Annotated in this window: 16 protein-coding genes and 4 pseudogenes; 16 read left to right on the top strand and 4 right to left on the bottom strand. The window is 70.1% G+C overall.

Going from position 1 to position 26,232, the window contains the following annotated elements; genetic code table 11:
- Nucleotides 1-121 precede the first annotated feature (121 nt).
- The 7 genes and pseudogenes from CP976_RS42585 (at nt 122) to CP976_RS42615 (ending at nt 10,150) form a co-directional block, all read left to right on the top strand.
- On the top strand, nt 122-1,021 hold the full coding sequence (locus CP976_RS42585) for an alpha/beta fold hydrolase (protein ID WP_150485134.1): 900 nt from the start codon (nt 122-124) through the stop codon (nt 1,019-1,021).
- An 85-nt stretch (nt 1,022-1,106) separates the two neighbouring features.
- Nucleotides 1,107-1,426, top strand: a pseudogene (locus tag CP976_RS42590) (transposase); the annotation flags it as partial.
- Between the two features lie 463 nt (nt 1,427-1,889).
- Nucleotides 1,890-2,522 carry an RNA polymerase sigma factor gene (locus tag CP976_RS42595; protein WP_373304935.1) on the top strand — a complete coding sequence of 211 codons (633 nt, stop codon included), beginning with the start codon at nt 1,890-1,892 and terminating at the stop codon, nt 2,520-2,522.
- Nucleotides 2,519-3,595 (top strand): CU044_5270 family protein, encoded by a 1,077-nt coding sequence (locus CP976_RS42600; protein ID WP_150485136.1) that lies wholly within the window; start codon nt 2,519-2,521, stop codon nt 3,593-3,595. Before CP976_RS42595 ends, CP976_RS42600 begins: the two co-directional genes overlap by 4 nt.
- Nucleotides 3,595-6,981: a S8 family peptidase gene (locus CP976_RS42605; RefSeq protein WP_229876593.1), complete on the top strand. Its 3,387-nt coding sequence runs from the start codon at nt 3,595-3,597 to the stop codon at nt 6,979-6,981. The genes CP976_RS42600 and CP976_RS42605 overlap by 1 nt, the downstream gene beginning before the upstream one ends.
- Before the next feature lie 537 nt (nt 6,982-7,518).
- Nucleotides 7,519-9,576, top strand: a complete 2,058-nt coding sequence (locus CP976_RS42610) for an AAA family ATPase (protein WP_208838959.1) — start codon at nt 7,519-7,521, stop codon at nt 9,574-9,576.
- Between the two features lie 76 nt (nt 9,577-9,652).
- A complete protein-coding gene (locus tag CP976_RS42615) occupies nt 9,653-10,150 on the top strand; it encodes an SRPBCC family protein (protein WP_150485137.1) in 498 nt (165 codons plus the stop codon).
- A gap of 134 nt (nt 10,151-10,284) precedes the next feature.
- Here the strand turns inward: CP976_RS42615 and CP976_RS42620 are convergent.
- Nucleotides 10,285-11,412: pseudogene (locus CP976_RS42620) on the bottom strand (IS701 family transposase); the annotation flags it as partial.
- A 149-nt stretch (nt 11,413-11,561) separates the two neighbouring features.
- The gene (locus CP976_RS42630; RefSeq protein ID WP_150485138.1) at nt 11,562-12,041 is read right to left on the bottom strand and encodes an ATP-binding protein; all 480 of its coding nucleotides are present in this window, start codon (nt 12,039-12,041) and stop codon (nt 11,562-11,564) included.
- Between the two features lie 147 nt (nt 12,042-12,188).
- On the opposite strand from CP976_RS42630, the gene CP976_RS42635 reads away from it, so the two are divergent.
- The 7 genes and pseudogenes from CP976_RS42635 (at nt 12,189) to CP976_RS44265 (ending at nt 19,554) form a co-directional block, all read left to right on the top strand.
- The gene (locus tag CP976_RS42635) at nt 12,189-12,566 is read left to right on the top strand and encodes an STAS domain-containing protein (RefSeq protein ID WP_229876446.1); all 378 of its coding nucleotides are present in this window, start codon (nt 12,189-12,191) and stop codon (nt 12,564-12,566) included.
- An 842-nt stretch (nt 12,567-13,408) separates the two neighbouring features.
- Nucleotides 13,409-14,323, top strand: a complete 915-nt coding sequence (locus CP976_RS42640; RefSeq protein WP_150485139.1) for a DUF1963 domain-containing protein — start codon at nt 13,409-13,411, stop codon at nt 14,321-14,323.
- Between the two features lie 262 nt (nt 14,324-14,585).
- Nucleotides 14,586-15,421, top strand: a pseudogene (locus tag CP976_RS42645) (helix-turn-helix domain-containing protein).
- A 1,588-nt stretch (nt 15,422-17,009) separates the two neighbouring features.
- Entirely contained in the window at nt 17,010-17,222 is a 213-nt protein-coding gene (locus tag CP976_RS42650; protein WP_150485140.1) for a hypothetical protein, read from the top strand.
- 190 nt (nt 17,223-17,412) lie between these two features.
- Nucleotides 17,413-19,047 (top strand): annotated as a pseudogene (locus CP976_RS42655) (Mu transposase C-terminal domain-containing protein).
- Nucleotides 19,044-19,322, top strand: coding sequence for a hypothetical protein (locus tag CP976_RS42660; RefSeq protein WP_150485141.1), 279 nt, complete (start codon nt 19,044-19,046; stop codon nt 19,320-19,322). The pseudogene CP976_RS42655 and the gene CP976_RS42660 overlap by 4 nt, the downstream one beginning before the upstream one ends.
- Nucleotides 19,282-19,554: an ATP-binding protein gene (locus CP976_RS44265; RefSeq protein WP_229876439.1), complete on the top strand. Its 273-nt coding sequence runs from the start codon at nt 19,282-19,284 to the stop codon at nt 19,552-19,554. The genes CP976_RS42660 and CP976_RS44265 overlap by 41 nt, the downstream gene beginning before the upstream one ends.
- Nucleotides 19,555-19,771: 217 nt before the next feature.
- Here the strand turns inward: CP976_RS44265 and CP976_RS43375 are convergent, their stop codons facing one another.
- The gene (locus tag CP976_RS43375) at nt 19,772-20,221 is read right to left on the bottom strand and encodes a hypothetical protein (protein WP_190147042.1); all 450 of its coding nucleotides are present in this window, start codon (nt 20,219-20,221) and stop codon (nt 19,772-19,774) included.
- A gap of 934 nt (nt 20,222-21,155) precedes the next feature.
- Here CP976_RS43375 and CP976_RS42675 point away from each other — a divergent pair.
- The gene (locus tag CP976_RS42675; protein WP_229876436.1) at nt 21,156-22,034 is read left to right on the top strand and encodes a serine hydrolase; all 879 of its coding nucleotides are present in this window, start codon (nt 21,156-21,158) and stop codon (nt 22,032-22,034) included.
- Between the two features lie 440 nt (nt 22,035-22,474).
- Here CP976_RS42675 and CP976_RS42680 read toward each other — a convergent pair whose 3' ends face one another.
- Nucleotides 22,475-25,033, bottom strand: a complete 2,559-nt coding sequence (locus CP976_RS42680) for a DEAD/DEAH box helicase (RefSeq protein WP_229876433.1) — start codon at nt 25,031-25,033, stop codon at nt 22,475-22,477.
- Nucleotides 25,034-25,689: 656 nt separating this feature from the next.
- On the opposite strand from CP976_RS42680, the gene CP976_RS43190 reads away from it, so the two are divergent.
- Entirely contained in the window at nt 25,690-25,857 is a 168-nt protein-coding gene (locus CP976_RS43190; protein ID WP_086605152.1) for a hypothetical protein, read from the top strand.
- Nucleotides 25,858-26,232: the final 375 nt, after the last annotated feature.

The following is a 26,232-nucleotide window of genomic DNA, read 5'->3' on the forward strand; positions in this document are numbered from 1 at the left end:
TCCGCCGCGTCGTCGAGCGCACCGGAGCCCGCGTCACCTCCACCGACCAGGTACAGGTACTGGCCGAGCTCGCCGCCCGCTCCGCCGGCCCTCACTCTTCGACCCAGCCCCAGGTGATCCCATGAGCGACGAAACGCCCCTCCCCGACGGATTCGAGAGCATCACCGTCACGGCGAACGGCACCCGGCTGCACTCCGTGGTCGGCGGGTCCGGTGCACCCGTACTCCTGCTGCACGGCTGGCCCCAGACATGGCGGGCCTGGCGCCACCTCATGCCAACCCTCGCCGCGCACGGATACCGCGTCGTCGCGCCCGACCTGCGCGGCACTGGTGCCTCCGACCGTCCCCCGAGCGGATACGACAAGGACACACAGGCACAGGACATGCGCGAACTCCTCGCACAACTCGGCATCCACGGCGGCGTACGCGTCGTCGGGCACGACATCGGTGGCATGGTGGCCTTCGCCTACGCCCGCCGCCACCCCGAGGAGGTCGAACACCTCGTCCTCGTCGAACTCGCCCTACCCGGCTTCGGCCTGGAGCAGGCGATGGACGTGGCCTCCGGCGGTCTGTTCCACTTCGGCCTCTTCATGACCGAAAAACTGCCCGAGCTGCTCCTCGAAGGCCGGGAGAGCGAATTCCTCACCTGGTGGTTCGACTGGTTGTCCGCGGTACCCGGAACCTTCCCGCAGGAAGAGGTTGCCACCGTCGCCTCCTCCTACCGCGGATACGAGGCCCTGCGCGCCGGGTTCGCGCACTACCGCACCCTCCTTGAGGACGGCCGCGTCAACCGGGCCTGGCACGAAACCGGAGGAACCCTTCCCATGCCCGTACTCGCCGTCGGCGGCGAGCACAGCTCAGGCGCCCGACTCGCCGACAGTCTCGACACTGTCGCGCCGCACCTGACCGGGGCGGTGATTGCCGGCAGTGGCCACTTCGTTCCCGAGGAACGTCCCGATGCCTTCGCCCATGAGCTTCTCCCGTTCCTGTCCGCCCCACCCCGACCCGCCGGGCGCGTCTGAAGAGACACACCGCCGGTACTGCAACGGTGCTTGCCGTGGGAGTGTCTGATCAACGGCGGATCCGGTGATCAAGGAGACACGTCTGATGACGGAGACCGCCGTGGGGAACGAGCAGGCCGAGCAGGTGGTTCAGGCACCGTCGAGTGCGGTGTCGGACGGGCAATTCGCTGCGATGCTGGTGGACCGGGCCTGGAACGAGGGCCTGCAGCTGACCGGCGAGGGCGGGCTGGTGCAGCAGCTGACCAAGCGGGTACTGGAGTCCGCCTTGGAGGGCGAGATCACCGACCACGCCGGCTACGAGAAGCACGACCCGGCCGGGAAGAACAACGGCAACAGCCGCAACGGCACCCGGGCGAAGACCGTGTGACCGACGTCGGCCCGGTCGAGGTGAGGGTGCCCCGTGAGATTCCCTCCTTGCCGACCGGACAGGACCTGGCCCCTCTGCAGGAGGCCGACACTGCTCGGACGATAGTGCGGACCAAGGCGTGGCTCGGCGACTGCCACAGAATTCACCGCCTTCACAGCCATCGCCTGCACCCTGGTTGGCTACCGTCGTCTCGCCAAGTGAGACAACCTCTCTTCGGGCTGCGGCGATTCGTCATCAGGCCCGGATCGGTCCACGCCGAACAGCCTGCGCGGCGAGTCGTGCGGCGTGGCCTGGGATACGACCGTGTCGTCACCGTCGAGCCGGCTGCCGGGGCCGAGCCGGGTGGTCCGAGACGTTGTCCTGATCCGCGCGGTGTCCCGGCTTGATAGTGGTGTGCGGATTGGCCGCTTCCTTGGTGCGGAGGTGACTCCCGGGACCGGTGTGACGCAGGACACAGGAACTCGCCCGCACTCGCAGTCAGTTCAAGACGTGACCACAGATATGCGAACCCGGGTGCGAACTGGAGATCCGGACGCCTTCGCGGAGCTTTTCGACGCATACGCCCGTGCGGTGTACAACCATGCTTTCCGGCTGACCGCCGACTGGTCCGCGGCCGAGGACGTCATGTCGACCACGTTCATGGAGGCGTGGCGGCGTCGCGCGTCGGTCGAGGCCGACGGAGGCTCGCTGCGGCCGTGGCTGCTGGGTATCGCGACCAACGTCGCCCGCTCCCAGTACCGCAGCAACCGGCGCTACCGGAACGCGGCCGAGGCGGCGGCAGCCGCGGGCGTCGCGGAGGAGCAGGTCGAGGACCACGCCGAGGAGACCGCCGGACGGCTTGACGACCGGCGTCGGATCGCCGCCACGCTCACCGCGCTCAGTCTGCTCAAGCGCCCCGAACGCGAGGTCCTGACACTGTGCCTGTGGGAGGGCATGGAGTACTCCGAGGCCGCCCGCGCCCTCGGCATTCCCGTCGGCACCGTCCGTTCCCGGCTGTCCCGCGCCCGCGGCAAGCTCCGCAAGCTCGCCGACGCGGAACTGCTCAGAAGAAAACGGGAACCCACCACCGCGAACCGGCAGATAACAGGTGATCACGGATACGTGATCCGGTCCGCACAGGAAGGAAACCGATGAACGCCAGCCCCTCCCAGCCACGCCCGGCTGAGTGGACGGAGACCCAGGGACTCCTGCCCTCCGTCGAGCGGGATCTGCCGGCGGGCCGCCACCAGTTCCACAAGGAGCAGATGATGGCCCAGATCCACGAAGACCTCCGCACCGACCGCACCCCCATCCGCCCGGCCCTCGCCCCGCGGCGCCGCAACCCGTTCCTGCGCCGTGCGATCGTGCTGCCCGCCGCGGCCTTCGCCCTGGCCGGCGCGGTGGTGGCCGGCGTCGCTCTGTCCGGCGGCAACGGGGGCGGCGGTAGGGCCGCTCTGGCCACCGGCCCCGCGCTGACCACCCAGATCGGCGCCGCCGAGGCCAAGGGCGCCCCCCAGCTGCTCGACCGCATCTCCCTGGCCGCCGGCGAGGTCTCCATGCCCACCCCGCACGCCGGCCAGTTCGTCTACATCGCCTCGAAGGTGGCTAGCACCTACCCCCAGACCATCGACAACAAGACCACGGTGGTCAGCCAGGAGCTGCACTCCCGCCAGGTCTGGAACTCCCTCGACGGCAAGAACGGCTGGCTGATCGAAGCGGGCGAGACGAGCGACAAGGGCATGACCCTGTCCAGCGACACCCCGATCGACTCGGCCTACAACGCCTTGGTAAAGCTGCCCACCGACCCTGACCAGCTGTTGCAGCGGATCTACCGGGACTCGGACGCCGTCCGGGACCACGAAGTGCCCCGCGACCAGGCGGCCTTCGTCGCTATCGGTGATCTGCTGACCGAGAGCTATCCGCCGGCCGATCTCGCTGCCGCCCTCTACAAGGCCGCGGCGAAGATCCCCGGGGTCGTGGCGGTGGACGACGCGGTCGATGCCGTGGGCCGTCACGGGGTGGCGATCGCCCGGCAGAACGACGCCGCCGGCGAGCGCACCGAGTGGATCTTCGACAAGAAGACCCTGCAGTTCCTCGGCGAGCGCAACGTCGTGGTCAAGAAGGTGGCGGACAGCCCGTTCAAGGTCGGCACCGTCACGTTCACCAGCGCGATCACACAGCGCGCCATCGTCGACGCCAGCAAGCAGGTTCCGGGGCGGGCCGGCTGATGCGTATCGGATCCTCATCGGCGGCGCTGGCCGCCCTGTTGGTCGCGGGAGTGATGACGGGCGTCTCGGTGACGGACACCGGTACGGGGCTCGGGTTGCGCACCGCGGACACTGACACCGCCTCCGAGTTCGGCGCGCGGACCGCGGGGGCGGCCACCGCCGCAGCGGCGGGTGCCGGATCACCGGCCCGGTTCGTCACCCTGGTCACCGGGGACCGGGTCCGACTGGACGCCCGGGGCCGGGTGACCGGCGTGCAGCAGGCGCCGGGACGCGAGGACGTCCCGGTGTCCGTCCGGCGCCTCGGCGGCGAGCAGTACGTCGTGCCGGCCGACGCCGCCGCCCGCATCGGCCAAGGCACCCTGGACAAGCGGCTGTTCGACGTCAGCGCCCTGATACGCGCCGGATACGACGACGCCCGGCGCGGCACGCTCCCGCTGATCGTGACGTACGACGGGACGGGCGCCCGGCGCGCGAACACCCAGAAGTCGCTGGTGGCGGACGCGGACGTCACCGTACGCCGGAACCTGCCCAGCCTGGGCGGCTCCGCGCTCACCGTGCCCAAGTCCGAGGCCGACGACGCCTGGAAGACCCTTACCACCGCCCCGGGAGTCGCCCGGGTCTGGCTGGACGGCCGGTTCACGGCACGGGCGGTGCAGGGGGAGGCCAGCGGCAACGTCACACAGATCGGCGCGCCCGGCGCCTGGGCCGCCGGGTACGACGGCAAGGGCGTCAAGGTCGCCGTCCTGGACACAGGCATCGACACCACACACCCGGACCTCGCCTCGCTGGTCACGGAGTCGAAGGACTTCAGCGGCACCGGCAGCACGGAAGACCGTACCGGCCACGGCACGCATGTCGCGGCGACCGTGGCCGGTTCGGGGGCCAGATCCGGCGGTCTGTACAGGGGCGTCGCGCCCGGCGCCGAGATCCTCAACGCCAAGGTGCTCGACGACAGCGGCGAGGGCAGCGCTTCCAGCGTCATCGCCGGCCTGGAGTGGGCCGCCGCGCAGGGCGCGAAGGTGGCCAACCTCAGCCTCGGCCACACCGACACCCCGGGGAACGACCCGGTCGAGACGGCTGTGAACGCCCTCTCCAGGAGCACCGGCATGCTCACCGTCGCCGCGGCGGGCAACGACGGTCCCGGGCCCGGGACTCTCAGCTCCCCGGGCACCGCCAAGTCGGCGCTCGCGGTGGGCGCGGTCGACGGCAAGGACCGTATCGCCGACTTCTCCAGCACCGGCCCGACCGCCGACAGCGCGCTGAAGCCTGACCTCACCGCGCCGGGCGTGGACATCGTCTCGGCGAAGGCGGCACACGGCGAACTGGGCGCCCCGGCGGCAGACGGCTACGTCTCCATGTCCGGTACGTCGATGGCGACGCCGCATGTCGCGGGGGCCGCCGCGATCCTGGCACAGCGGCACCCCGACTGGACGGGACAGCGGATCAAGCAGGCACTGACCGCCTCCGCCGTCCCGACGGCCGGCCTGACCGGCTACCAGCAGGGAACCGGGCGGATCTCCGTGGCGCCGGCGCTCACCCAGACCGTGGTGAGCGAGCAGACCTCGGTGTCCTTCGGCGAGCAGCGATGGCCCCACTTTGACGACCAGCCGCTCACCCGGCGCGTCACCTACCGCAACGACGGCGACGGTCCGGTCACCCTGGACCTCGCCGCCACCGCGACCGGCCCGTCCGGGCAGACCGCGCCCGAGGGCATGTTCAGGCTCAGCGCCCCGCGACTCACCATCCCCGCGGGCGGCACCGCGAGCGTCGACCTCACCGCGGACACCCGCACCGAGGCGGCGGACGGCGCGTACTCGGGCGCGGTCATCGCCACCGAGCCGGGCACCGAAACGGTCGTACGGACGGCTTTCGGCGTCGTACGCGAGGCCGAGGCACACGATCTGACCCTGAAGTTCCTGGACCGCGGCGGAAAACCCGTCAGCTCGCCGCTGACCGAGATCTTCGGCCACTCGGGCGACTACTGGACCACGGAACTGAACGACTCGCAGCAGATCGCCAAAGGCGTCTACAAGGTGCGCGTCCCACGTGGTGACTTTGTCGTCGACACGGTGATGTCCGCAGCCGAAGGCGGAACCGGAGCCGAGGGCACCACGGCCCTCGTCCGACCGAAGCTCTCGATCACCAGGAACACGACGGTCACCTTCGACGCCCGCAAGGCCAGACCGGTCGAAATCACTCCGCCGAGGGGTGGCGGGAAGATGCTGGACGGCTGGCTCAACTTCGGCGTGGGCGCCGGAAGCGAGGCGCACAACACGACTCTGTTCTGGGGCCCGTTCACCAATCTGCGCACCGCGACGCTGGGGCCGGCCGCCGCGCCCGGGAAGCTCAGCACGCAGCTCGGCGGCCTGTGGCAGAAGGGCAGCACCACCTACAATCTCCTCTACAACCTGCCCGACCGCTTCCCCACCGGCTATCGGCACACCGCGCGGATGAGCGAACTCGCCCTGATGAAAGGGCACTTCGGATCCTCCGTCGCCCACCGCAAGGGCATCGTCAACGCCATGTGGCACGGACCCTCCCTGTCGCTGGGCACGGTGAGCGCCCCGTTCCCGCTTCCGGCGACGGTGAAGACCTACGTCACCACGCCCAAGGGATTCGGCTGGACGGTCGGCCTCGGCCAGCAGAACGCCTCCGAGGACGACACCGACGTGTTCTACGGCGAGGAGAGCCCGGTGTCCTACCGGGCGGGACGGACGTACGAGTCGACGTACAACGTGGGCGTCTTCAGCCCGCTCGTCGGCGGCGCGTACGGCGCGTGGCGCAGCGGTGACACGCTCGACCTGTGCGTCCCCGACCTGGCCGACGGCGCCGGCCACCCGGCGTCCTCCGTGGCCGCACGGCACACGACGGTCACGGCGGGCGGCAGCACCCTCCTCGACAACGACGGCGACCTCTGCCAGACGGTCGACGACCTTCCGGCCGGCTCGACCCGGTACACGATCCGCACGGACCTGACCCGCCCGGCCACGGTGGCCGCAACCACCAGCCGCCTTACCGCGGCCTGGACCTTCACCTCGAAACACACGTCACAGCAACCGAGCGCCTCCACCCCCCTCCCTCTCTCCACCGTCCGCTTCCATCCCACCCTCACCCCCACCGGCACGGCCGCCTCCGGCCGCCGCACCACGGTCCCGCTCTCCATCGAGGGCCCGGCCGCCAAGCACCTGAAGTCCCTGGTGGTGAAGGTCTCCTACGACGCCGGAGCAACCTGGTCCGCCGTCGGCGTGACCACCGACCACGGTAAGAAGACCCTTGCCATCACCCATCCGACCAAGGCCCGCTCCGTCTCCTTCAAGACGACCCTGACCGACACCGAGGGCAACACCTACTCGGCGACGATCCTGAGGGCGTACCTCCTCACCTGACCCACCGGGTGCAACCCGCGAAATGCTCGTCAGCTCCCTGCAACTCGCGTGCGGCGAACCGGTTCATGCCGGTCGCCTCCGTGGCCGCCGGTCCGCGGGAGCGGCCCCCCGGACTGATCGTCACGTCACTGGCCGGCAGGCACCCCGCTCCCTGAACCGCGGCTTCACGCCCGGAGAAAAACAGACCGAAGGAGAGATGGACATGGACGAACGAGCGGAAGCTCCGGGCGAGGAGACCGAACCGGAGGAGTCGGAGGAGGCGGTCAGGACCGCCCTTTGGGTGGCCTGGACGGCAGGGGGGCCGGCAGAAGGGGCAACGACACGTCCCGCTCGACGCCGGGCCAAGGGGAAGCGACGAGCCACGCCGAGGACAAAGACTGAGGCTTAACACCCGGACGACACCGAGTCGATGCTGCACACATCCGAGTAGCGCCTCCTGTCCCGGGATGCTGCCCCGCTCGGTACCACTCTCACGTAGAAAGCGCTTCATCACACCGATCTTCGACGGCAAAATGGGCCTGACGAAAGGAGCTTGGATTGGGAGCGGCGGGACTGGCGGACCGACTGGCCGCGGCACGAGCCGGAGCGCTGGTGGGCAGGGAGCAGGAGCGGGCGGTGCTCGACCTGATGCTGTCGGGCGCGGCGCAAGCGCCGTTTGTGGCGTACCTGCACGGCCCCGGCGGCATCGGCAAGTCCTCGCTCGTGCGCTACGCCGCCCGGCAGGCGGAACTCGCCGGCCGCCGCGTGGTACACGTGGACGGACGGTTCCTCGAAACCGATCCGCGCCGACTCGAGGAGGCCGCCGCCCCGGCATGCTCCGAACCCGGCACGGTGCTGCTCATCGACACCTTCGAACAGTGCCAGCCCCTCGAGACGTGGCTGCGCGAGACCTTCCTGCCGCGGCTCGCCGACCAGGCGATCGTGGTGGTGGCCGGCAGGGTCGCCCCCGACGCCGAATGGTCGCTGGACCCCGGGTGGGCGCAACTGTTCACCGCACTGCCCGTACGGCCGCTCGATCCCGCCGAGTCCGACGCCCTGCTCGCCGCCCGGGGGGTCCCCGCCGAGCAGCGCGGCGCCTTCGTCGCCTTCGCCGGAGGCAGCCCGCTCGCCCTCTCCCTGGCCGCCTCCGTGCCCCCGGCCGCGCCCGGCGCGCCGTGGTACCCCGCCGGCGACACCCTGACGACTCTGGTCGAGCGGCTGGTCGGCGACCTGCCCAGCGCCCTCCATCGACGCGCCCTCGAAGTCGTCGCGCAGGCCTATGTCACCCGCGAGCCCCTGCTGCGCGCGGTACTGGGTGACGAGGACACCAATACGGTGTTCACCTGGCTGCGCCAGCTGCCCTACATCGAGGTCACACCCGAAGGGCTGCACCCGCACGACGCGGTGCGGGCGACCCTCGAGGCCGACCTGCGCTGGCGGGACCCCGAGCGCTGCGACGACATCCGCGCCCGCATCTCGCTCGCCGGCCTGCAGGCCGTACGCTCCGCCACCGCCGACGACGCGCTCTTACGAGTCGCGGAATGGATGTTCCTCTTCCGCGACCACGACCGCCCGGACAACCTGTACGACCACCGGAAGCACCCCCACATCGAGGACACTCCGCTCCGGCCCGAAGACGTGCCCGCCGTGCTGCGCATGGCCGAGGCGGCCGAGGGCCCGGCATCGGCAGCCGCGGTCGCGCACTGGCTGCGCCGCCAGCCGGACGCCTTCCGCGTCCACCGCTACACCGGCTCCACCACACCTGTTTCGTTCATGGCCATCCTGCGACTGGACGCACCCCTGCCCGAGGACCGCGCCGAGGACCCGGTGATCGCAGCGGTCTGGGACCTCGTGGAGACGGCCGCTCCCCTGGGACCGGGCGAGCACCTGGGCATCCGCCGCTTCGCGGTGCAACCCGGCGGGCACCAGCAGCCCTCACCCCTGATGGAACTCATCAGCCGGCGCACCATCGCCGAGGAGATGAGGACCCAGCAACGCGCGGTGACCTTCACCGTCTTCGAAGACGCCGACCGGTGGGGCCGCTACCTCGCCGAGGCCGGAATGCCGCAAGTCGCGGCCGTGGACGTCGGCGGCCTGCGACAGCACGTCTTCGGCCGGGACTGGCGACGGCAGACAGTGGAACAGTGGGTGCAAAACCGGGCGCGCACCGCACTCACGCCCCTGGCGACATGGCCTGCAACCGCCCCCGCGAGGGGCCCGGACGACCAGCTGCCGCGCGCCGCGTTCGAGGAAGGCGTACTCGAGGCGCTGCGCACCTGGCACACCCCACGCGCATTCGCGACCAGCGCCCTGCTGCACTCCCATCTCGTGACACCAGGCTCACCCGACCCGGCCGCGGACCTGCGCGGCGCCATCACCACCGCCCTCGACGCGATACAGACCGACCCGGCGGGCGTCAAAGCCCACGAGGCCCTCACCGCCACGTACATCACGGCCCCCCGTACCCACAGGGCTGCCGCCCGACGACTCGGGGTGCCCTACGGCACCTACCGGCGCCACCTCGCCCTGGCCAAGGAACGCCTCACCGAACAACTGCTGCGACAATCGGCCACGACACCCACACCGACCCCGCCACACCAGTTGCCGAGGGAGTGACCTGTGGGCAGCGCTGAGCACGGTTGAGCAGCACAGGTGTCTGCCTCGGGCAGGCGCTGGCCGCGATGCTCGTGGCATGACCAAAACGAGTGTCCCGATCACCGTCTTCGCCCGTACAACGTCCAGCCCCGCGCACACCTACCAGGTCATCGTGCCGATCGACCTCGCCCAGGTGTTCAAGCCGTGGGGACCGTTCCCCGGCGTCGCGGAAGTGCGCGACCAGACCGGCACCTGGAACCGGCCGGGGACGTCGCGCCAGACCTGGTTCACCGACGACTCCAAGGCCGACGAGCGGCTTACCGAGATCGCGGAGGGGCACGGGTTCGCCTACGAGCTGAGTGGCTTCACCAATGTGCTGGCCAAGCTGATCTCCGGGGTGCGCGGCGAGTGGTCGTTCCTGCCCGATGGCACCGGCACGTCGATCCGGTGGACCTACGACTTCCGGCCGCTGCCAGGCCGCCGCTGGATCGTCGCGGGGCCGTTCAAACAGCTCTGGGCCCGCTACATGCGCGCTGCACTCACCAGGATGGTGACCGTGGCGCAGGAAACGCCCAAGGGCATCATGGAGGAGTGAGCGACCTGAGCTTCGGCACCCTAGTAGGGCTTGGTCAGGTCGGTGTTGGGCTGGGTATGTCGCGGTTGCAGGTGGGGCAGGCGCCGGTCCAGGTCGCGGACAACTTGGTAGAGGCTCAGGCCGACGCCGTGTCTTTTGGGGCCCCGGGCCAGTCGTTGCAGGGTGCAGAAGGCGTGGGCGACGGAGACGAGGGTGACGTGGTGGTGCCGGCCGCCCCAGGTGCGGCCCTCGAAGTGGGCCAGGCCCAGGGCCTGTTTCATCTCCCGGTAATCGTGCTCGATGCGCCGGCGGAGTTTGGCCAGCCGGACCAGGGTGGTCGGCGGGGTGCCGGCGGGCAGGTCGGACAGCCAGAACTGGACCGGCTCGCTCTTGCTTGCGGGCCATTCGGCCAGCAGCCAGCACGCGGGCAGCTCCGGGCCGTCGGTGGCCTGTCGGATCTCGCGTCCGGCGGGCCGGATCCGCAAGGCCACGAAGCGGGAGTACATCCGCTTGACCCCGGAGCGGCCGGTGCCAGGCCGGGAGCCCTCCCGCCACTGCACCGGCCGTGCGGTCTTCCGGCCCGCCGCGATGACCAGCTCTTTCACCGACCGGGCAGGGTCGGGGTACTTCGGCACCGGCGGGCGTCCGTTGCCCGAGTACGGCTCGCACACCGGGACCGCGTCGGCGGGCTGTGCCGACAGGGTGGTAGAGATCCCCACCACGTAATTCAGGCCGCGCACCTGCAGCCCGTGCCGGAAGGCCGCGGCGTCACCGTACCCAGCGTCCGGGATGGCCAGCGGCACGTCGATCCCCCAGGAACGGGTCTCGTCGGGCATGTCCAGGGCCAGCTGCCACTTCTCCACGTGCCCGATGTCGTCGGGAATGCCGCAGGCAGTGCGACGGGCGACCTCGCCGGGGTCGGCCTTCGGTGAGGCCGGGTCCCAGGTCTGGGGCAGGAACAGCCGCCAGTTGACCGCCGTCGAGGCGCGGTCGGACGCGAGGTGGAGTGAGACGCCCACCTGGCAGTTGGTGACCTTGCCGGCGGTTCCGGTGTACTGCCGCGACACGCACGCCGAGACACTCCCGTCCTTCAAGAACTCGGTGTCGTCGAAGACCACGGCTTTCGGCCGGATCACCGCCTCCATCCGCCAGGCCAGCTGGGCCTGGATATGCGCCGGGTCCCGAGGGCTGGTGGTGATGAAGTTCGCCAGAGCCTGACGGTTGCCGTCAGCCCCGAGCCGGGCGGCCATCGGCTCGATGGACTTGCGCCGCCCGTCGGTCAGCTATCCCTCAAGGCATGGCGAGGCATCGCCACCCGGTACGACAAGACCCCCGACAGCTACCTCGCCGGCCTCCACCTGCGCGCCTCAATGATCTGGATCAAGGACCTCACCCGGACCACTCAGTGATCACGACTCAATACGCGCCCCAACTAAAGGGGTCGGTGTCCGGCGATGGCGCCGCCAGGATCGTCCAGGAGGGCGATGCGGGCGGTGATGCGTTTGCCGACCGGCTCCCGCTGCGCTTCGAAACCCTGGGCGACGGCCATGATGATCTCCAGACCGTGCTGGCCCAGCCGTCCCGCGTCCGCGGCCCGGGCCACCGGCAGCACCGGATCGCCATCCCACACCACCACTTCGACCGTGTCGCCGACGATGCGCAGGTCCATCAGCACCGGGCCCGGCGCGTACTTGCGGGCGTTGGTGACCAGCTCGCTGACCACCAGCTGGGTCAGGTCCATGGCACGCTGCGAGACCGGCAGGCCGTACTCGCCTTGGACGCGCGTGAGGAAGCCGGCGGCGAGGTGGCGGGCGTGGGCGATGCACGCGCCGTCGCCCTCCAGGGCCACCGTGGTCTGTATGACTTGCTCATCCGGTACCGCGCTGTCCTCACCCACCGGGGCCGGTTCCATCGCGACTCGCTTCTCCTACCCCGTTCACACCCCCGCGCGTACCCGCGCATGGTTGGTACACGCTTTACGCCCTCGATGGGAGGGCATTACCCGCTCTGTGCCGGGCAGCACGGCAGGTGAAGATCTTGGTGTGCCAATATCACCGACATGGTCGAGGGAGAGATGGCGGACGCCGGACAGGCCTCGCAGCCCGCCCGGCTGTCGGTCGTCTCCGCCGCCACCGACGGCAGGATCGTGCTGACCCTGGTAGGAGAGATCGACCGCGACACCGGCCAGACGCTCCGCCAGACCCTGGACGCCTCCGGAACTCCCCGCCCCCGCATTGTGGTCGATCTGAGCCGGGTCACCTTCATGGACTCCACCGGCATCAACCTCTTCATCGCCGCCCACCGCAGCCTCACCGAGGCCGGCGGCTGGATACGCCTGGCCTCACCGACCGAGGCTGTGATGCGCCTCCTGCAGATCGTCGGCGTCGACGCCGTCATCGACTGCCGCGAAACCCTCCGCCAAGCCCTCAGCAACTGACCGGTCACCCGTACCGGCCATATGCTGCCCGACCGGCTCAGCGCTGATGGTGATCCCGCTTGGACAGGTAGAGGGGACGGAGCTGGCGCCAGTAGCCGTGCACGAGGTCTTCGGCCTCCTGCACCGCCCGCTGAGCGCATGGCTCGCCCGTCGGCAGGCGTGGCTCGGCTCGGACAGTGGTGGATCCCGTGCGCCGGACCTTCCATAGCGCCGTCCAGCGCGAGGCACGGCGGGATACGCCAGCAGTGCGCGGCCTGCTCCTTCGGCCCGTCAGGCACCATCGCGCGAGCAGTATCGCGGCCACCACCGACAATGCGCTGGCGGCATAGACCTCATGACCGGCCACTGGCTCCTCCTGCCGGACACCCGCATGGACCGTGCCGAATTCTTGTGCCCCGGTATCCCATCGGCAACGTCACCGCTGGGATAAGAAACCCTCACACATGCCTCGCCGGGTGGTGACGGTCAGCGGCACGCTCGCCGGCCTGCTCGCCCCCGCACACCTGCGCCGCCCTCCCCCGCCGACGTCCCCCACCTGACGCGTCGCACTGACGGCGGCGCGGCGCGGCGGCCCCGGCGGTGCGCAACCGGCTGAGCGCGCCCCGATCCCCGACCGCGGCCGGGCCGCCCATCCCGCCCTCCCTCCCTCATCCTCAACTCCAACCAGGGCATGGGCGAAGGGGGGTTGCAACGGCGAGGTTCGTCCACTGCAGGTCGGAGTGGGCGGCTGTCGCCCTCGCGGCGCAGCAGCCGGACTCGGGTTACCCGGCGACCCAGGTGTGCGGCGCGAGTTCGGTTGGCCGGCGGTGCGTGCCCTCTGCGGGTAGATAACATGCCTCGCCATGGACTATCACCGCCAATTCCATCGCGAGGCGATCGAACGGGGTATCCCGGAGGATGAGGTCAGCAAGTTCGCCGAGTTCCTGCGTTTCGCGATCTGGACAAGCGAGCGCCCCAACGGCGTTCCGGTCGGGCGTAGCGGCGGGTTACCCCGGCTGCCGGTGGGCATGGAGTGGCCGTCCTCCGAGCACGGGCCGCTGCCGTTCGTCGCCTCCTTCGACTGTGCGGCGCTTCCCAGAGTCGACGGCCTCGCCCTGCCGGCGGACGGCTCGCTGCTCCTCTTCTTGCACCACGAGTGGGCCCACGAGACCTATTCCGTCGCCGACGAGCAGAAGTTCGCGCGGGTTGTGTACGTACCGGCCGGCACCGACACCGCAACAGCGGAGGAGCCCGACCACGATGAGGACGTGTTCTGCAACATGACGCTCGACTTCGTCGGCCGGGAGTACGACCTCTTCGCCACGGTCAACGCGGAACTGCCCAGCTGGTTCGAGGACGACGATGAGGCTTCGCGGTCCGACAACCAGGAGCACCTGGCTCGCAACCTGGCACACAGAAAGGAACTTTGCGCTCTGGCCAGAGAGCTCTGGCCAGAGCGCAACGGCGCCGATATCTATCTCGGCGGGTACTCCGCGGGCATCGGCGAGCTTGCCACCGACAACATGTACACCACGCCGGAGACCAGGATGGCGGAGGACATCCTTGAGGCACGCGAAAAGGCCGGCGAACTCGTCGTCCCGCCGGACGAGTGGCATCTGCGCCTTGAGGAAGAGGCTCTTCGGGTGATGCGCGAGTGGGTGCCGCTTGCCCAGTTCGGTCCGGAAGAGGTCTACCTCGCACGTTTCCTGATCCGCCACGACGACCTCGCCGCCGGTCGATTCGACAAGGCGCTGTCCTTCACCGCATTCACCGAATAGGCGGCGCGGCGATCGGCGTACGTCCCGCGACGCACGCCGATCGCCGCGCCACGACGGAGTCCGGGCGGGCGCGCAGCGCCAACATCACCGCGACGGCCTCCTGGGCGAGGCCCCAGACAGGAATCAGCGGCCATACCCCAGCCAGCCGCGTACCCAACCTCTCGGGGCAATACAACTAGTGCTCTGACCGCATAGGTTCGCCGGGTTGGTGGTCGTGGGGGTTGGATGTGAGGTGACGTCCGAACCGACCTCTGGAGGTGCGGTGGCCGAGCCTGTCCGTGTGCGCAGACTGACTGTCCAGGAAGGGCAGAAGCTGCCGCAGACCGTGCGTCGGGGCAGCACTAGTTCCGTGCGCTATCGGCGGGCGATGATGCTGCTGGCCTCGGCAGGTGGGAACCGCGTGCCGGTGATCGCCCAGCTGGTCCAAGCCGACGAAGACACCGTGCGCGATGTGATCCACCGGTTCAACGAGATCGGCCTGGCCTGTCTGGACCCTCGGTGGGCGGGAGGCCGTCCCCGCCTGCTCAACTCTGATGACGAGGACTTAGTCGTCCAGACGGCCACCACCCGCCCCACCAAGCTCGGCCAGCCTTTCACCCGCTGGTCACTGCCACCTACCACCGTACTCACGGGGTGCGCTACTTCCACGGCTGCTACTCGGCTGGCGACGACCGTCTGTGGGGCGTCAACCACCGCAAGAAGGGTGCCGCGAACACACTGGCCGCGCTGAAATCGATCCGCGCCGCCAGGCCTGACGGTGCACCGATCTACGTCCTCCTGGACAACCTGTCCGCCCACAAGGGCGCCGACATCCGGCGCTGGGCGAGGAAACACAAGGTCGAGCTGTGCTTCACCCCGACCTACGCCTCGTGGGCGAATCCGATCGAGGCGCACTTCGGGCCGCTGAGACAGTTCGCCATCGCCAACTCGCACTACCCCAACCACACCGTGCAGACCCGCGCCCTGCACGCCTACCTGCGCTGGCGCAACGCCAACGCCCGCCACCGCGACGTCCTGGCAGCCGAACGCCGCGAGCGCGCCCGAATCCGCAGCGAGAAGGGCATCCGCTGGGGCGGTAGACCAGTTCTCGCCGCCTGATCAAACAGCCGAGTCCGGATTCTCCTTCGCGAGGGTGATTGCCGCCCGTCGCATCAGAGCGTGCCGCAACTCTCGGACCTGGTCTTCCGTGCGCGCAGCAGCTCGCACCACCTGCTGCAACGTGCGCTCCGACTCCTCGAGGGACCTCTGAAGCCTGGCAGCTTCCTCTTGGACGACAGCGTTCCAATTCCCGACGGGACCGCTGGACCTGACGAAGTTGGCCAGCGCAAGCCGCTCCCGGCTGACCGAAACCTGAAGATCTACGAGAGCATCCGACACCTGCATGGCGACATCTTGACACGAGGCAGGACGACACTCCTGCCCCATTGCCCGGTTAGGCAACCCGGCGAACCTGTGCGGTCACAGCACTAGCAGGTTGGTGGCTGGCTGTCATGGGTTTCGCTGTTCCTGTGTGAGGGGTTGGCGGGGTTGGGTGGGCTGGGCCGTATGACGGCTTCGGGGGGTTTCGGTGGGTGGGGCCGAGGGTGGGGTGGGGTCGGCTGGTGTTGTGCCGACCGGGGGGTGCGTCGTTGGCGTGGGGTGTGGTGGTGCGGCGGCTTCTTGCGGTGGATGGGCAGGGGACGCTGTCGGGGTTGCATGTGCGGATCACGGCGGAGCTGGCGGGGGTGTCGGAGCGGACGGTGTGGCGGTGGCTGGCCGGTGGGCGCCGGGGCCGTGTCGAGGCGCGGCCGCGGCAGGACGGTTTTCGCTGAGTGACGCGTTGTGGGAGGTCCTCGCGGAGGCGGGAGGGAGCGTCGCGGAGTTGCGGCGCAGGATGCTCCGGGCCCAGGAGGAGGGGGGTGTTGGAGGGGTGGGGTGCGCAGTGTGTGCCCTCGCTGCCGACACTGCACCGCGTGATCAAGCGGGATCTCGGCCGTGGGCCGGGTTCTTGAAGTGGCCCGTCCGTCAGGGGCACGGGCCGGGCTGCAGCCGAGCCGGTATGACCGGGCACTGGCGGATTCGGGGCTCGTGGACGGGGTGGGTGGTCCGCTTGTTGCCGACGGGCCGCCCGCCGACGCACCGGTGCCGCAGGACGCCGCGGATGCGGGGGTGCGGGGCGGCGGTGTGCGGTTGTACGGGCCGCGGGCCCGGCTGGTGTCCACACGGCAGGTGGCCGCTGTGGTGGAGGCGGTGGGGCATACGGTCGCGGCCCGCGGGATGTGCTGTGTGTGGGGACACAGGCCTGGGGAAGACGGTCGCTGTCGAGCAGGCGTTGCATCTTCTGCCCGGCCGGGTGCCGGTGGTCCGGGCGGTGGCCGGGGTGGCGCCCGGTCTGCCGCAGCTGCGGGCCTCGCTGTGTGAAGCGTTCGGGCTGCCGTCGGGGGCGTTGCCGCACCGGGCCGGGCCGGCCAGCCAGGCTCTGATGGGGGCACCGGGCCGAGCCGGGTGTGCTGTTTATCGATGACGCCCAGCGTCTGACGCCGCCGTTGCTCGACTATCTGCGGCAGTTGTGGGACGCGCCGGGCTGTGCGGCGGCACTGGTGCTGTGCTGTGCGGGGCGGGAAGCGAGCGGGCTCTTGCCCGCGCTTCGGCGCTGCGCTCGCGAGTGCTGAGCTGGCACCAGGTCGGCCGGCTTGAACCGTCTCAAGTGCCGCAGACGCTGAGTCTGTTCCATCCGGTGTGGGCGCAGGCGGAGCGGGACGACGTTGCGCGGGTGGACGAGCAGATGGCCCGCGGCAATTTCCGTACCTGGGCCAAGATCACGTCGCATGTCTACGCGGCCCGCGAGCGCGACCCCGCAAGGCGTGTGGACCGGGAGCTGATCGAGCAGGCCTGCGCGCGTCTTGGGCCCTATCCGTGACGCCCCGGGCTGCTCGAAGGGCTTGTGTGCGGGGGCCTTCACCTGTTCCGGCGGGGTGAACGAAGACGGGCTCCACGGAAGCGGATGGGAACGGAAGGGGCATGGCGTGGACGGGCAGCCGACGGCGCCGCCGGAGGATCCGGCCGGTGTTTTGGGGGAGGAGTCGTTGACGGCGTTGCGGGCGCCGGCGGTGCGCCGTCTGCTGGCGCTGCGCGCCGAGCGGCGGCTGTCGCGGGAGCATGTGCGCCTGGCCGGGGAGTGCCTGGGCGTGTCGGAGCGGACGGTGTGGCGGTGGCTGGCTGAGGCCTCCCTCTCGCCTCGGGCCGCGCTCCGCCCCGGGGACCGCAGCGGTGACCGGTTCGAGATCACCAGGGAGATCCGGGTACTGCTGGCGTACTGGCACGGCAACGCTTGCGCGGTCCACCGCCAGTTGGTGGCCCGGGCCGAGACCGGCGGCCGCGACGGTCAGCCAACGACGCCGCCTGAATCGGCGGCTTCTCCCGCGGGCGCCCCGCCGGCCGCGGTGCCGTTGCTGGACCCGGTGCCGTCGCTGCCGACGTTCCTGCGCGCGGTGCGGCGCGATCTCACCGCGGGGGAGCGGGCCGGTCTTGCCGCGGGACCGGATGCGGCACGCGCGCACGACGTCTTCGGTAAACGGGCGGCCTCCTGGCGCAATCACGTCTGGGAGGCCGATCATGTCCAGGCACCGCTGCTGGTCGATGCCGACGGCGACCTGGTGCGCCCGTAGGTGACCTGGTTCATCGACACCGCCACCAAAGTCATCACCGGCACCGCGGTCACCCCTGGCGTCCCTTTCCGCGCCTCCGTGCTGGCCGCGCTGCGCGCCGCTGTGCTGCGCGAGGAGCCCTACGGCCCCGCGGGAGGGACACCGGAGCAGGTGCGGGTGGACCGGGGCAAGGACTTCCTGTCCACCGCCGTCACCGCCGCGTTCGGCACGATGGGCGTGACGGTGAAGGACCTGCCCGCCTACACCCCCCATCTCAAGGGCACCGTGGAGGGCTTGAACCGGGCGGTGGAGAGCATGTTCCTGGCCGCGTTGCCCGGCTATGTCCGCCAGCCGCGCCCCGGCAAACGCTCTTCCCGGCCGAAGGACGAGGTGCTGCTCGGGTTCGAGGACTTCACCGCCCGGCTGCTGGCCTGGACACGGTGGTGGAACACCGAGCACCGCCCCGAACCGCTGAGGGGCAGGACCCCGCTTCAGGCGTGGCAGGACGATCCCACTCCGCTGCGGGACGTGCCGGCCGCGGATCTGTGGACGTTCACCCTGGAGGACGCCGGTACCCGCACGCTGACCACCCGCGGCATCCGCTTCCGCAGAAACGACTATGTGGGTGCGTGGATGACCGGCCAGGCCGGGATCCAGGTCCGCGTCCGCTTCATGCCCCACCACGACCACCGGATCGAGGTCTACCACACGGTCACCGGCCGCTACCTGGCTCCTGCGGACCTGGCCGATCAGGCCACCGAGGAACAGGCCAGCGCGGTACGGCGGGCGCGGGCCGCCCGTACCCGCCGTTTGAAGAAGCACTTGGAAGCTTCCCAGCGCGAGCGCTACGCCGCCGTGAACCAGCCCGAGGCACCCAGGCGGATGCCGAACTCGCTCAGGCCGGCCGACACCGACCTGTCGGATCTGGCGCTGCCGGACCTCATCCCGCCCGCCGCGCCCCCGGCCGACTGGCGTACCCCGCCCTCTCCCGCCACCCGGACCACGCCGGACCGCCCCGTTCCGCTCCAGCCCGAACCCGTTCCCGACGGCCCGCCCGGACAGGCCGCAGACCCCGCTGAAGACGGAGATGCCTCGTGACCGCGGCCACCTACCAGTACGTCGACCTGCCCGATGCGTCCGTGGTCACCACCCGTGCCCTGCTCACCGCCCGGGAGAACATCACCGACACGGTCGCCGCGCGGGCCATGATGTGCATCCACGGCGGCGCCGGCTTCGGCAAGACCCTCGCCGTCAACATCTGCCTGCGCGCACTCGAACCCGGCGAGGACGTCCGCCGAGATCACCTTCCAGGCCCGGCCCACCGCCCACGCGGTGCGCCACGAATGGTTCACCGCCCTCGACCTGGCCGGTGAACCACCGCGCCACCCCAGCGAGTTCGACCGCCTGCTGAAGACCGCCCTGGCCGAACGCCCCCGCACCTTCCTCGTCGACGACGCCCAGTGGCTCAACGGGGAGGCGTTCGAATACTTCCACTACCTGTGGGACGAACCAGCCACCCAGCTCGCGATCATCTTCGTCGGCGGAGAGGGCTGCCACACCGTGCTGCGCCGCGAACCGATGCTCTCCTCCCGCATCTTCATCTAACAGCACTTCACCCGCCTGACCCCCAGCGAGGCCCTCGAGGCCATCCCCCTGTTCCACCCCATCTGGACCGACGCCGACCCCGACGACATCACCTTCGCCGACAGCCACGCCGCACACGGCAACTTCCGCGCTTGGGCCCAGCTGACCGCCCACACCCGCACCGCCCTGGCCCGCACCGGCCGCCCCCGCGTCGACCAGGAGCTGCTGCGCTGGGCCTTCAGCCGCCTTGCCTGACCACCACGCCGCCATGCCGCTCGCCGCGCCACCGTCCGTCACTGTGGTCATCGACCGCCAAGACGACGCGATCCACACGCACACCGCTCTGGCCGCCCACCATCCGCCGTCCGGCCGGATCACCCTGCACCCCGGCCCGGGCACCACCAGTGAAACCGGCCTCGCCCACGACCTTCTGGCCGCCCTGGAAAAGCCGCCCCTGCTTCCAGGCCGCTTCCCCAGCGGCCGTCAGCCCGCATGGGAAGCCGCCACGGCCTGGATCACTGCCCTTCCCGTCACCCGGCTGACCGTCCTGCGCGCCCACCGCCTCACCGCCCGCCGCGCGATGCGCCTCCTGCAACTGCGCACGCTCACCGGTATCCACCTGACCCTGGTCTGCCACCGCCCCCACCTGCCCGCCGCCCTGCACCAGGCCCTGCAGACGGCCGCCCACACCATCACCACCGACTTCCAAACCACCCGCCACCACTACTACGGCGCGACCGCCCCCATACCCCAGCCTGCCGACGAGCCCGCCCGCCCGGCCAACCGGTGGCTCACTCCGCCTGCACTGGACCGCCTTGTGTCCTATGACAGCCCCCGCCCCTGCACCGCCCCGTGCACGCCGCCGCCGATCGTCTGGCGGCACCGCCCGCCACCCACGCCTCTCACCCCGCACGCTGCCCAGCACGTCGTCCACCGGCTTCAAGGGGTGACCGCGCACCCTCGCCTGGCCGCGACCGTTGCCGCCGCACTGATCACCGGCGCCTCCCCCCCCAGCAACCTGCCACCGCACACCCTCGCGACTACGACGACGCTGCGACCACGCTCGCCCTGCACGACCGCGCCCGCTACACCGACGGCTGCGCCGCCTACCCCGTGCCGCCCTGGGCGGGTGTCTTCCTGCGGGCCGCGGCCTGCTTCACCCGGCTCGTTTCCGGCGAGGACCAGGAATTGTTCGCCGCGCCAGGCAACCGTGCCCTCCTACTGCACGTGAGGGAGACGGCCAGGCTGCGCCCGCCCCAGCCGCCCGCAGCCCCCCGCCAAGGCCCGGCCGACCGCGTGGAGTGGTGTCAGTAACGGCGCGTCAGGCCGGGGTGCTCTCGCTCGCTGAGCCGGGCGGGCTGTGTGCCGCCGCGTGGGTAGCGATCGACGCCCGTCCGCGTGGGGGTGTGTTCCTCGGATGGGGGAAGGTGCGGCTGGCTGGGCTGGCCGGGGTTGGGCGGGGCTTGAAGGATGAGGAGCGTGGCCCTGCTCTTGGTTTGCTCACCGTCTCTCTTTAAAGGAACACGGAGGCCTGCACCGCCATGCCTGACGGACAGACCCGGACGCACAGGTCGCGCGACCTCCGAGCGCACACGCTGAGGGCCTGCGCCGCCACAGCAGCCTTGGCGTCGCTCGCTGCCTGTTCCGCCGCCGGCACACCCTACGAGGGGCAGGCGCGCACGGCACGCGCGGAGGCGCCGGCACACGGGCTGATGGCACCGCCGCACGTGAACCGCGGAGCGCGTCTCGCGAGGGCGCTCAGGCCAATCCTGCCGGGCGGCGACACGCGGCTGGCGGTGGCGGTGCTCGATCTGGACAACGCCGACCAGGAGATCGCGTGGTACGGGCAGGACGCAAGGTTCGACACGGCGAGCATCATCAAGGTGGGCATCCTCGCGGCCCAGCTGCTCCAGGCGCAGGACGAGGACCGCGAGCTGACAGCCGCGGAGCGCTGGAATGCCGAGGCGATGATCCGAACGAGCGACAATGAGGCGACGAACGTGCTGTGGCGGGCGATCGGTGGGGCGGAAGGCCTCGACGCGGCGAACGAACGGCTGGGGCTTTCCTCGACACAGGGCGGTCCCGGCATGAGGTGGGGGCTCACCCAGACCACAGCGACGGATCAGGTCAAGCTGTTGCGCGCGGTCTTCTCCCGAGGGCCGGTGGCCTCCGACCGCTCGCCCGAAGGGCTGAGCCAGGCGTCCCGTGCCTACATCCGGGGCCTGATAGGCCAGATTGCGCGGGACCAGGACTGGGGAGTGTCCGCGGCCGGCCCCCGAGGCTCCCGATGGGCCCTCAAGAACGGCTGGCTCCAACGGAGCACAACCGATCTGTGGGTCATCAACAGCGTTGGTCAGATCACGGTGCACGGACACCGGTACCTGGTCTCGGTCCTCAGCAGCGGCAACGCGTCGATGCAACGCGGGATCTCGCTGGTCGAACAGGCGGCGAGAGCGGCGATCGGTGCGGCCAGCGCACACGTCCACCCTTGGCCGCAGTAAGGGGAGGGCGCCGTGCCGGGTACTGCTGCGTGCCGGCGGCCGCGTCCCGCTTTGCCGTCGGCCGTCGGCCGCCGGGTTGCCGGTGGGGAAGAGCGCCGCGGTGGCGGGCGTGGTGCTGCCAGGCAGGGACGCGGCTGGTGCGGACGTCGTAGGTCCGGGCGGTGGCTTACGCCGGGCAGGCGATGGCGGCTCAGGGCGCGGGATGGCGCTTGGCGAAGTGCCAGCGAGTTGGAAAGGGGATGACGGGAGTGCCGGCGCCGGTGCGCCCCTCGGTGGCAGGCATGAGCGGGCGGTGTTCGACGCTCTGGCGCTGTTGGGCCGTTTCCCGCACACGTCGGCGCTGGCCGACGCCGCGGTCGCGAGGGCTCTAAAGACTCTCTTGGCGACGCTACTGCTTCTCACCCGCTGGGAGGGAGACCATGTGGTGTCCGCCACCATGGCTACGTCCAGCGCATGCCGATGGCGGAGAGTTGTTCCACGCGCTCAGGCGACAGTGTCGCGGCTCGTGAGCGTTGGTTGCTGATCCATGCCCCCAGCTTGAGCTCTCGCTGCTCCTGGTCCTCGCCGTCCTCGCGGCCGCCCGCGTCCCCGTCCTCACCGCCGATGATGATCCGTTCGATGTGCTTCCTCGGCACCCGAAGGTGCCCCTCACGCTCGTAGAACTGACGGGCGGCCGCGTAGTTGAAGGCCCATTTGTCGGCCTGGCTGGTCCGCGGTCTGGGTTTCTCGTTCTCGGTGGCGGGTGGGATGCCGAGGATGTGTTCGCACATCCACTGCTGGACGCCTGTGAGCTTGTCCCACCCGTACCGGACCGAGCGCACCCACCGCCCGAGGTCCTCGCCCTGGTGCACGACCTCACCCGGCTCCATCGGCAGCGTGCCGCCGGCCTCCAGGCGCAGCCGGACTAGATGGAAGGCGCGCTGCCACTCCACCGGCCAGGCCGGGCACCAGGAAGGGTCGACGTCCTCGAGCTGCTCGCGCCGCTCGTCCGACAGCGCGCCGGCCGACGACCCGACCGGGAGCCCTTCGGCACGCCGCTGCTCGATCTCGGCAGCCTTCCGGGCGGCGGCCCGCACGTTCTTCAGCCAGATGCCCACCCGGTAGCCCTGGTAGGTGGCGTCCAGTGGGGCCAGGAGGTGGCCCGTCTCGGCCGCCCACCCTCGGGCGGCGGCCAAGCCTTCTTCCCAGGCGACATCGAAGTGCGACCACACCATGCCCAACTTCTCCAGCTGTGCGATGCGGTCTTCGTCCATGTCCCCGCGGGCGTAGAAGCGCCTGGCGTCGGCGATCCATTGCCCCAGCGGGAAAGAGGCGAGGGAGGCCGGCCATCCCTCGGCTTCCGCTTCCTGATCGCTGCGGTCGGGCACCCGGTAGGTGAAGGGGACTTTCAGGTTGCCGTGGAGTCGGTGGTAGAGGGCGGCGGCTTCGATGCCGCGTCGCCAGTGCTGGTGTTCGGGATTGAGGACGCGCAGGTTGATGAAGGCGGCCAGCTGGGCGGGGTCGCGGGGGGTGCTGAATTTCAGCAGCTCTCTGGCCGGTACTGACAGACCACGGTCGCTTCGGTCGCTGCCAGCTGCTTCGTCACCTTCCTGGGGCCCGCTGCGGCTCTGTACGCCCCTGACGCGGCTTGGCGCCTGCTGCTGCGCGAGAGCCTCCACCACACGGGCGTCGTGCGCTCTGAGCGCCTCCAGCAGCTTCGCCAGGCCGCCGAACGCCCGTGAGGTGAGCATGTTGTCCGCCGTCTCACCCGGCCCGAGCAGGACCGGCACCACGAGCGAGGCGACCTTCCCCTCACCCGGCTGCATCCGTAGCGCCCGGCCGACGGCCTGGACGAGGTCGGGCATGGAGCCGCGTACGTCGGCGAAGTACACGGAGTCACAGTTGCGGGTGTCGACGCCTTCGCCCAGGACTTTCACGGATCCCAGGTAGCCCTTCTCCACGACGGTGCCGTCCGTGGCGAGCCCGTCGGCGAACTCTGTCAGAACCCGCCGCCGGTGCCCCGGCTTGTGATCGCCGCACAGCCAGTTGGCCCAGATCGTCTTGGGGTACAGCTCGGGGTCGGCGGCGTGCAGCTGTGCGGCGACGTCGGGAAGGCCGGCCGCGAAGGCCTCGGCCTCCTTGACGACATGGTGGAACACGAGCGTACGCCGAAAGCCTTCCTCGGCTGACGCCTTCACCAGCGCGGTCTGCAGCGCCGCGAGCCGAGCCCCGCGCACCTGCTCGGAGCGCGCGTCTTCGCCCAGCAGCTGGGCGGCCTGGAGCTGGGTATCGGTGATGTCCACACACACCACCTGATAGGGGGCACAAATTCCCCTGTCGATGGCATCCGAGAGCGTCAAAGTGAACGCCCTGCTGCCGAACGGCCCGTCCGGATCGTCCTCCATGCTCGCCACCAGCTCGCCCGGCGCGCCCTGCTCGGAGTCCTCGTCCAGCTGCCACAGCCGGGGCGTGGCGGTCATGTACAGGCGCCGCAGGGCGGGGATGCGGGTGTTGTCGTGAACGACTGCCCACGGCTTCCCGATCCGACCGGAGGTCCGGTGCGCCTCGTCGATCACGATGAGGTCCCAGCCGGGAAGGCCGGCGGCGTGGGCCCGTTCCAGGGTGCCCAGTCCGAGGGAGGCGTACGTGGCGAACACCGTGACGCGCTCGAACGGCCGCACCCAGTCGACCAGCTCGTCCACGTCCGTGGTGTTGGGGAAGGACACCTCCTCACCCCGCAGGGAGGAGACCCCGATCATCGGCCCGGTGCGGCTTCCCTCGCGCCACGCGGCTTCGGTCTGGGCAAGCAGGTCGAGGGAGGGCACGAGCACCAGCACTCGGCCCGCCCGGAGCTCCTCGGCGCTCCGGGCCGCCACGAGAGTCTTGCCAGTCCCGGTCGCCATGATCACCTGAGTGCGGAGCCCCCGCGGAGGCACAGTCAATCGTGCAGGCAATTCGAGTGCCCGGAGAACCGCGTCCACGGCTTCCCGCTGGTGGGGACGGAGATTTTTCATCGCCATTTCAGTCTGCCTTCTCCTGCAAGCTGAACGAAGGGCTGCACATGGCGATGAGCGACAACGCGCACCCAGACAACGCAAGATGAACTGCGTCCTCTTCGTCTAGAAACCAGGCTCACCTTCCTGACCCAGAACGGAAGATCACGCTGGGAGCGCCTCCTGATGCCCACAGACCTGGAGCCACCTGATTCCAGAGTCTATCGCACTCTTAAAACGAAGCAGGCTTCTTCGTGAACCAACATCAGCCCTGGCGAATCAGCACTGAGCCGATGGGTACTCCCTTTCTCTCATTATCCGCCTGCCTTGGAGCGCCATGACACAGAAGACTGAGGACGAGATGGGCAACCGGTTCTGCAAAGCGTGTGGCACGCCGGCCGAAGACGGGAGGCTGTGCAAGCACTGCGGCACCGTGCTGGACCTTCCTGACGAGGCAGGTCTGGTCGAAGACCAAGGTGCGGGAGTGCGACGCGATTTCGAGGGACGGACCGGGCCGCGAGACCAAGGGTGACCGGACCAGCAGGTACGCGTACCGTGTCCGCCTTCCCCTTCTTGCTGCCAGCCTCGGGCCGCGCGAAGCGCGACCTGGACCGCCTCCGCTCATGTCTGCGGGGGCGAAGCCGGGGCATACGGGCTTCACCCCCTTGAGAGGAGTTCGTTTCATGGTTGGCATAGTCGCGGCGGTGTTGTTCTTCGTTGCGTTTTTGATCAACGCGGCGGACATCAGCACCAACGATGTGTTCTCTTCGACGAACGTCATGTTGCTGGGGCTGATGTGTCTGGCTCTGCATATGGCCGGGGTCGGGACCGGTTGGGCCCGCAGACGCTGACCCTTGTCTGCGTATCTGGTGACGGACTGTCACCAGATACGCAGAACACCAGGCAAGACCCACCCTCGCCTGTAGCCAGCTGGCCCGCGTCAGCGGGCTGAAAGGTCCTGGAGGCGCAGCCGGAAGGACCGTCAGGCGGGGGAGCGCAGCGGACCCGCCGGCCAGGCTGGAGCGAAGCGGAAGCCTGGTAGCGGGACGCAGTCCCGCCAGTCCGGGAGCGCAGCGAACGGACCGTCAATCTCGGCGCGCAGCGCCGAGATTGAGCGGGAGGCGCAGCCTCCCGCCAGCGCTCACGCGGAGCGTGAGCGCAACCACCGTGCGCAGCACGGTGGTTCGCTTGCACATCGCGCAGCGATGTGGTACCCGCTCCGCGGG

The sequence above is a fragment of the Streptomyces coeruleorubidus genome (assembly GCF_008705135.1).
Lineage (GTDB): Bacteria > Actinomycetota > Actinomycetes > Streptomycetales > Streptomycetaceae > Streptomyces > Streptomyces coeruleofuscus.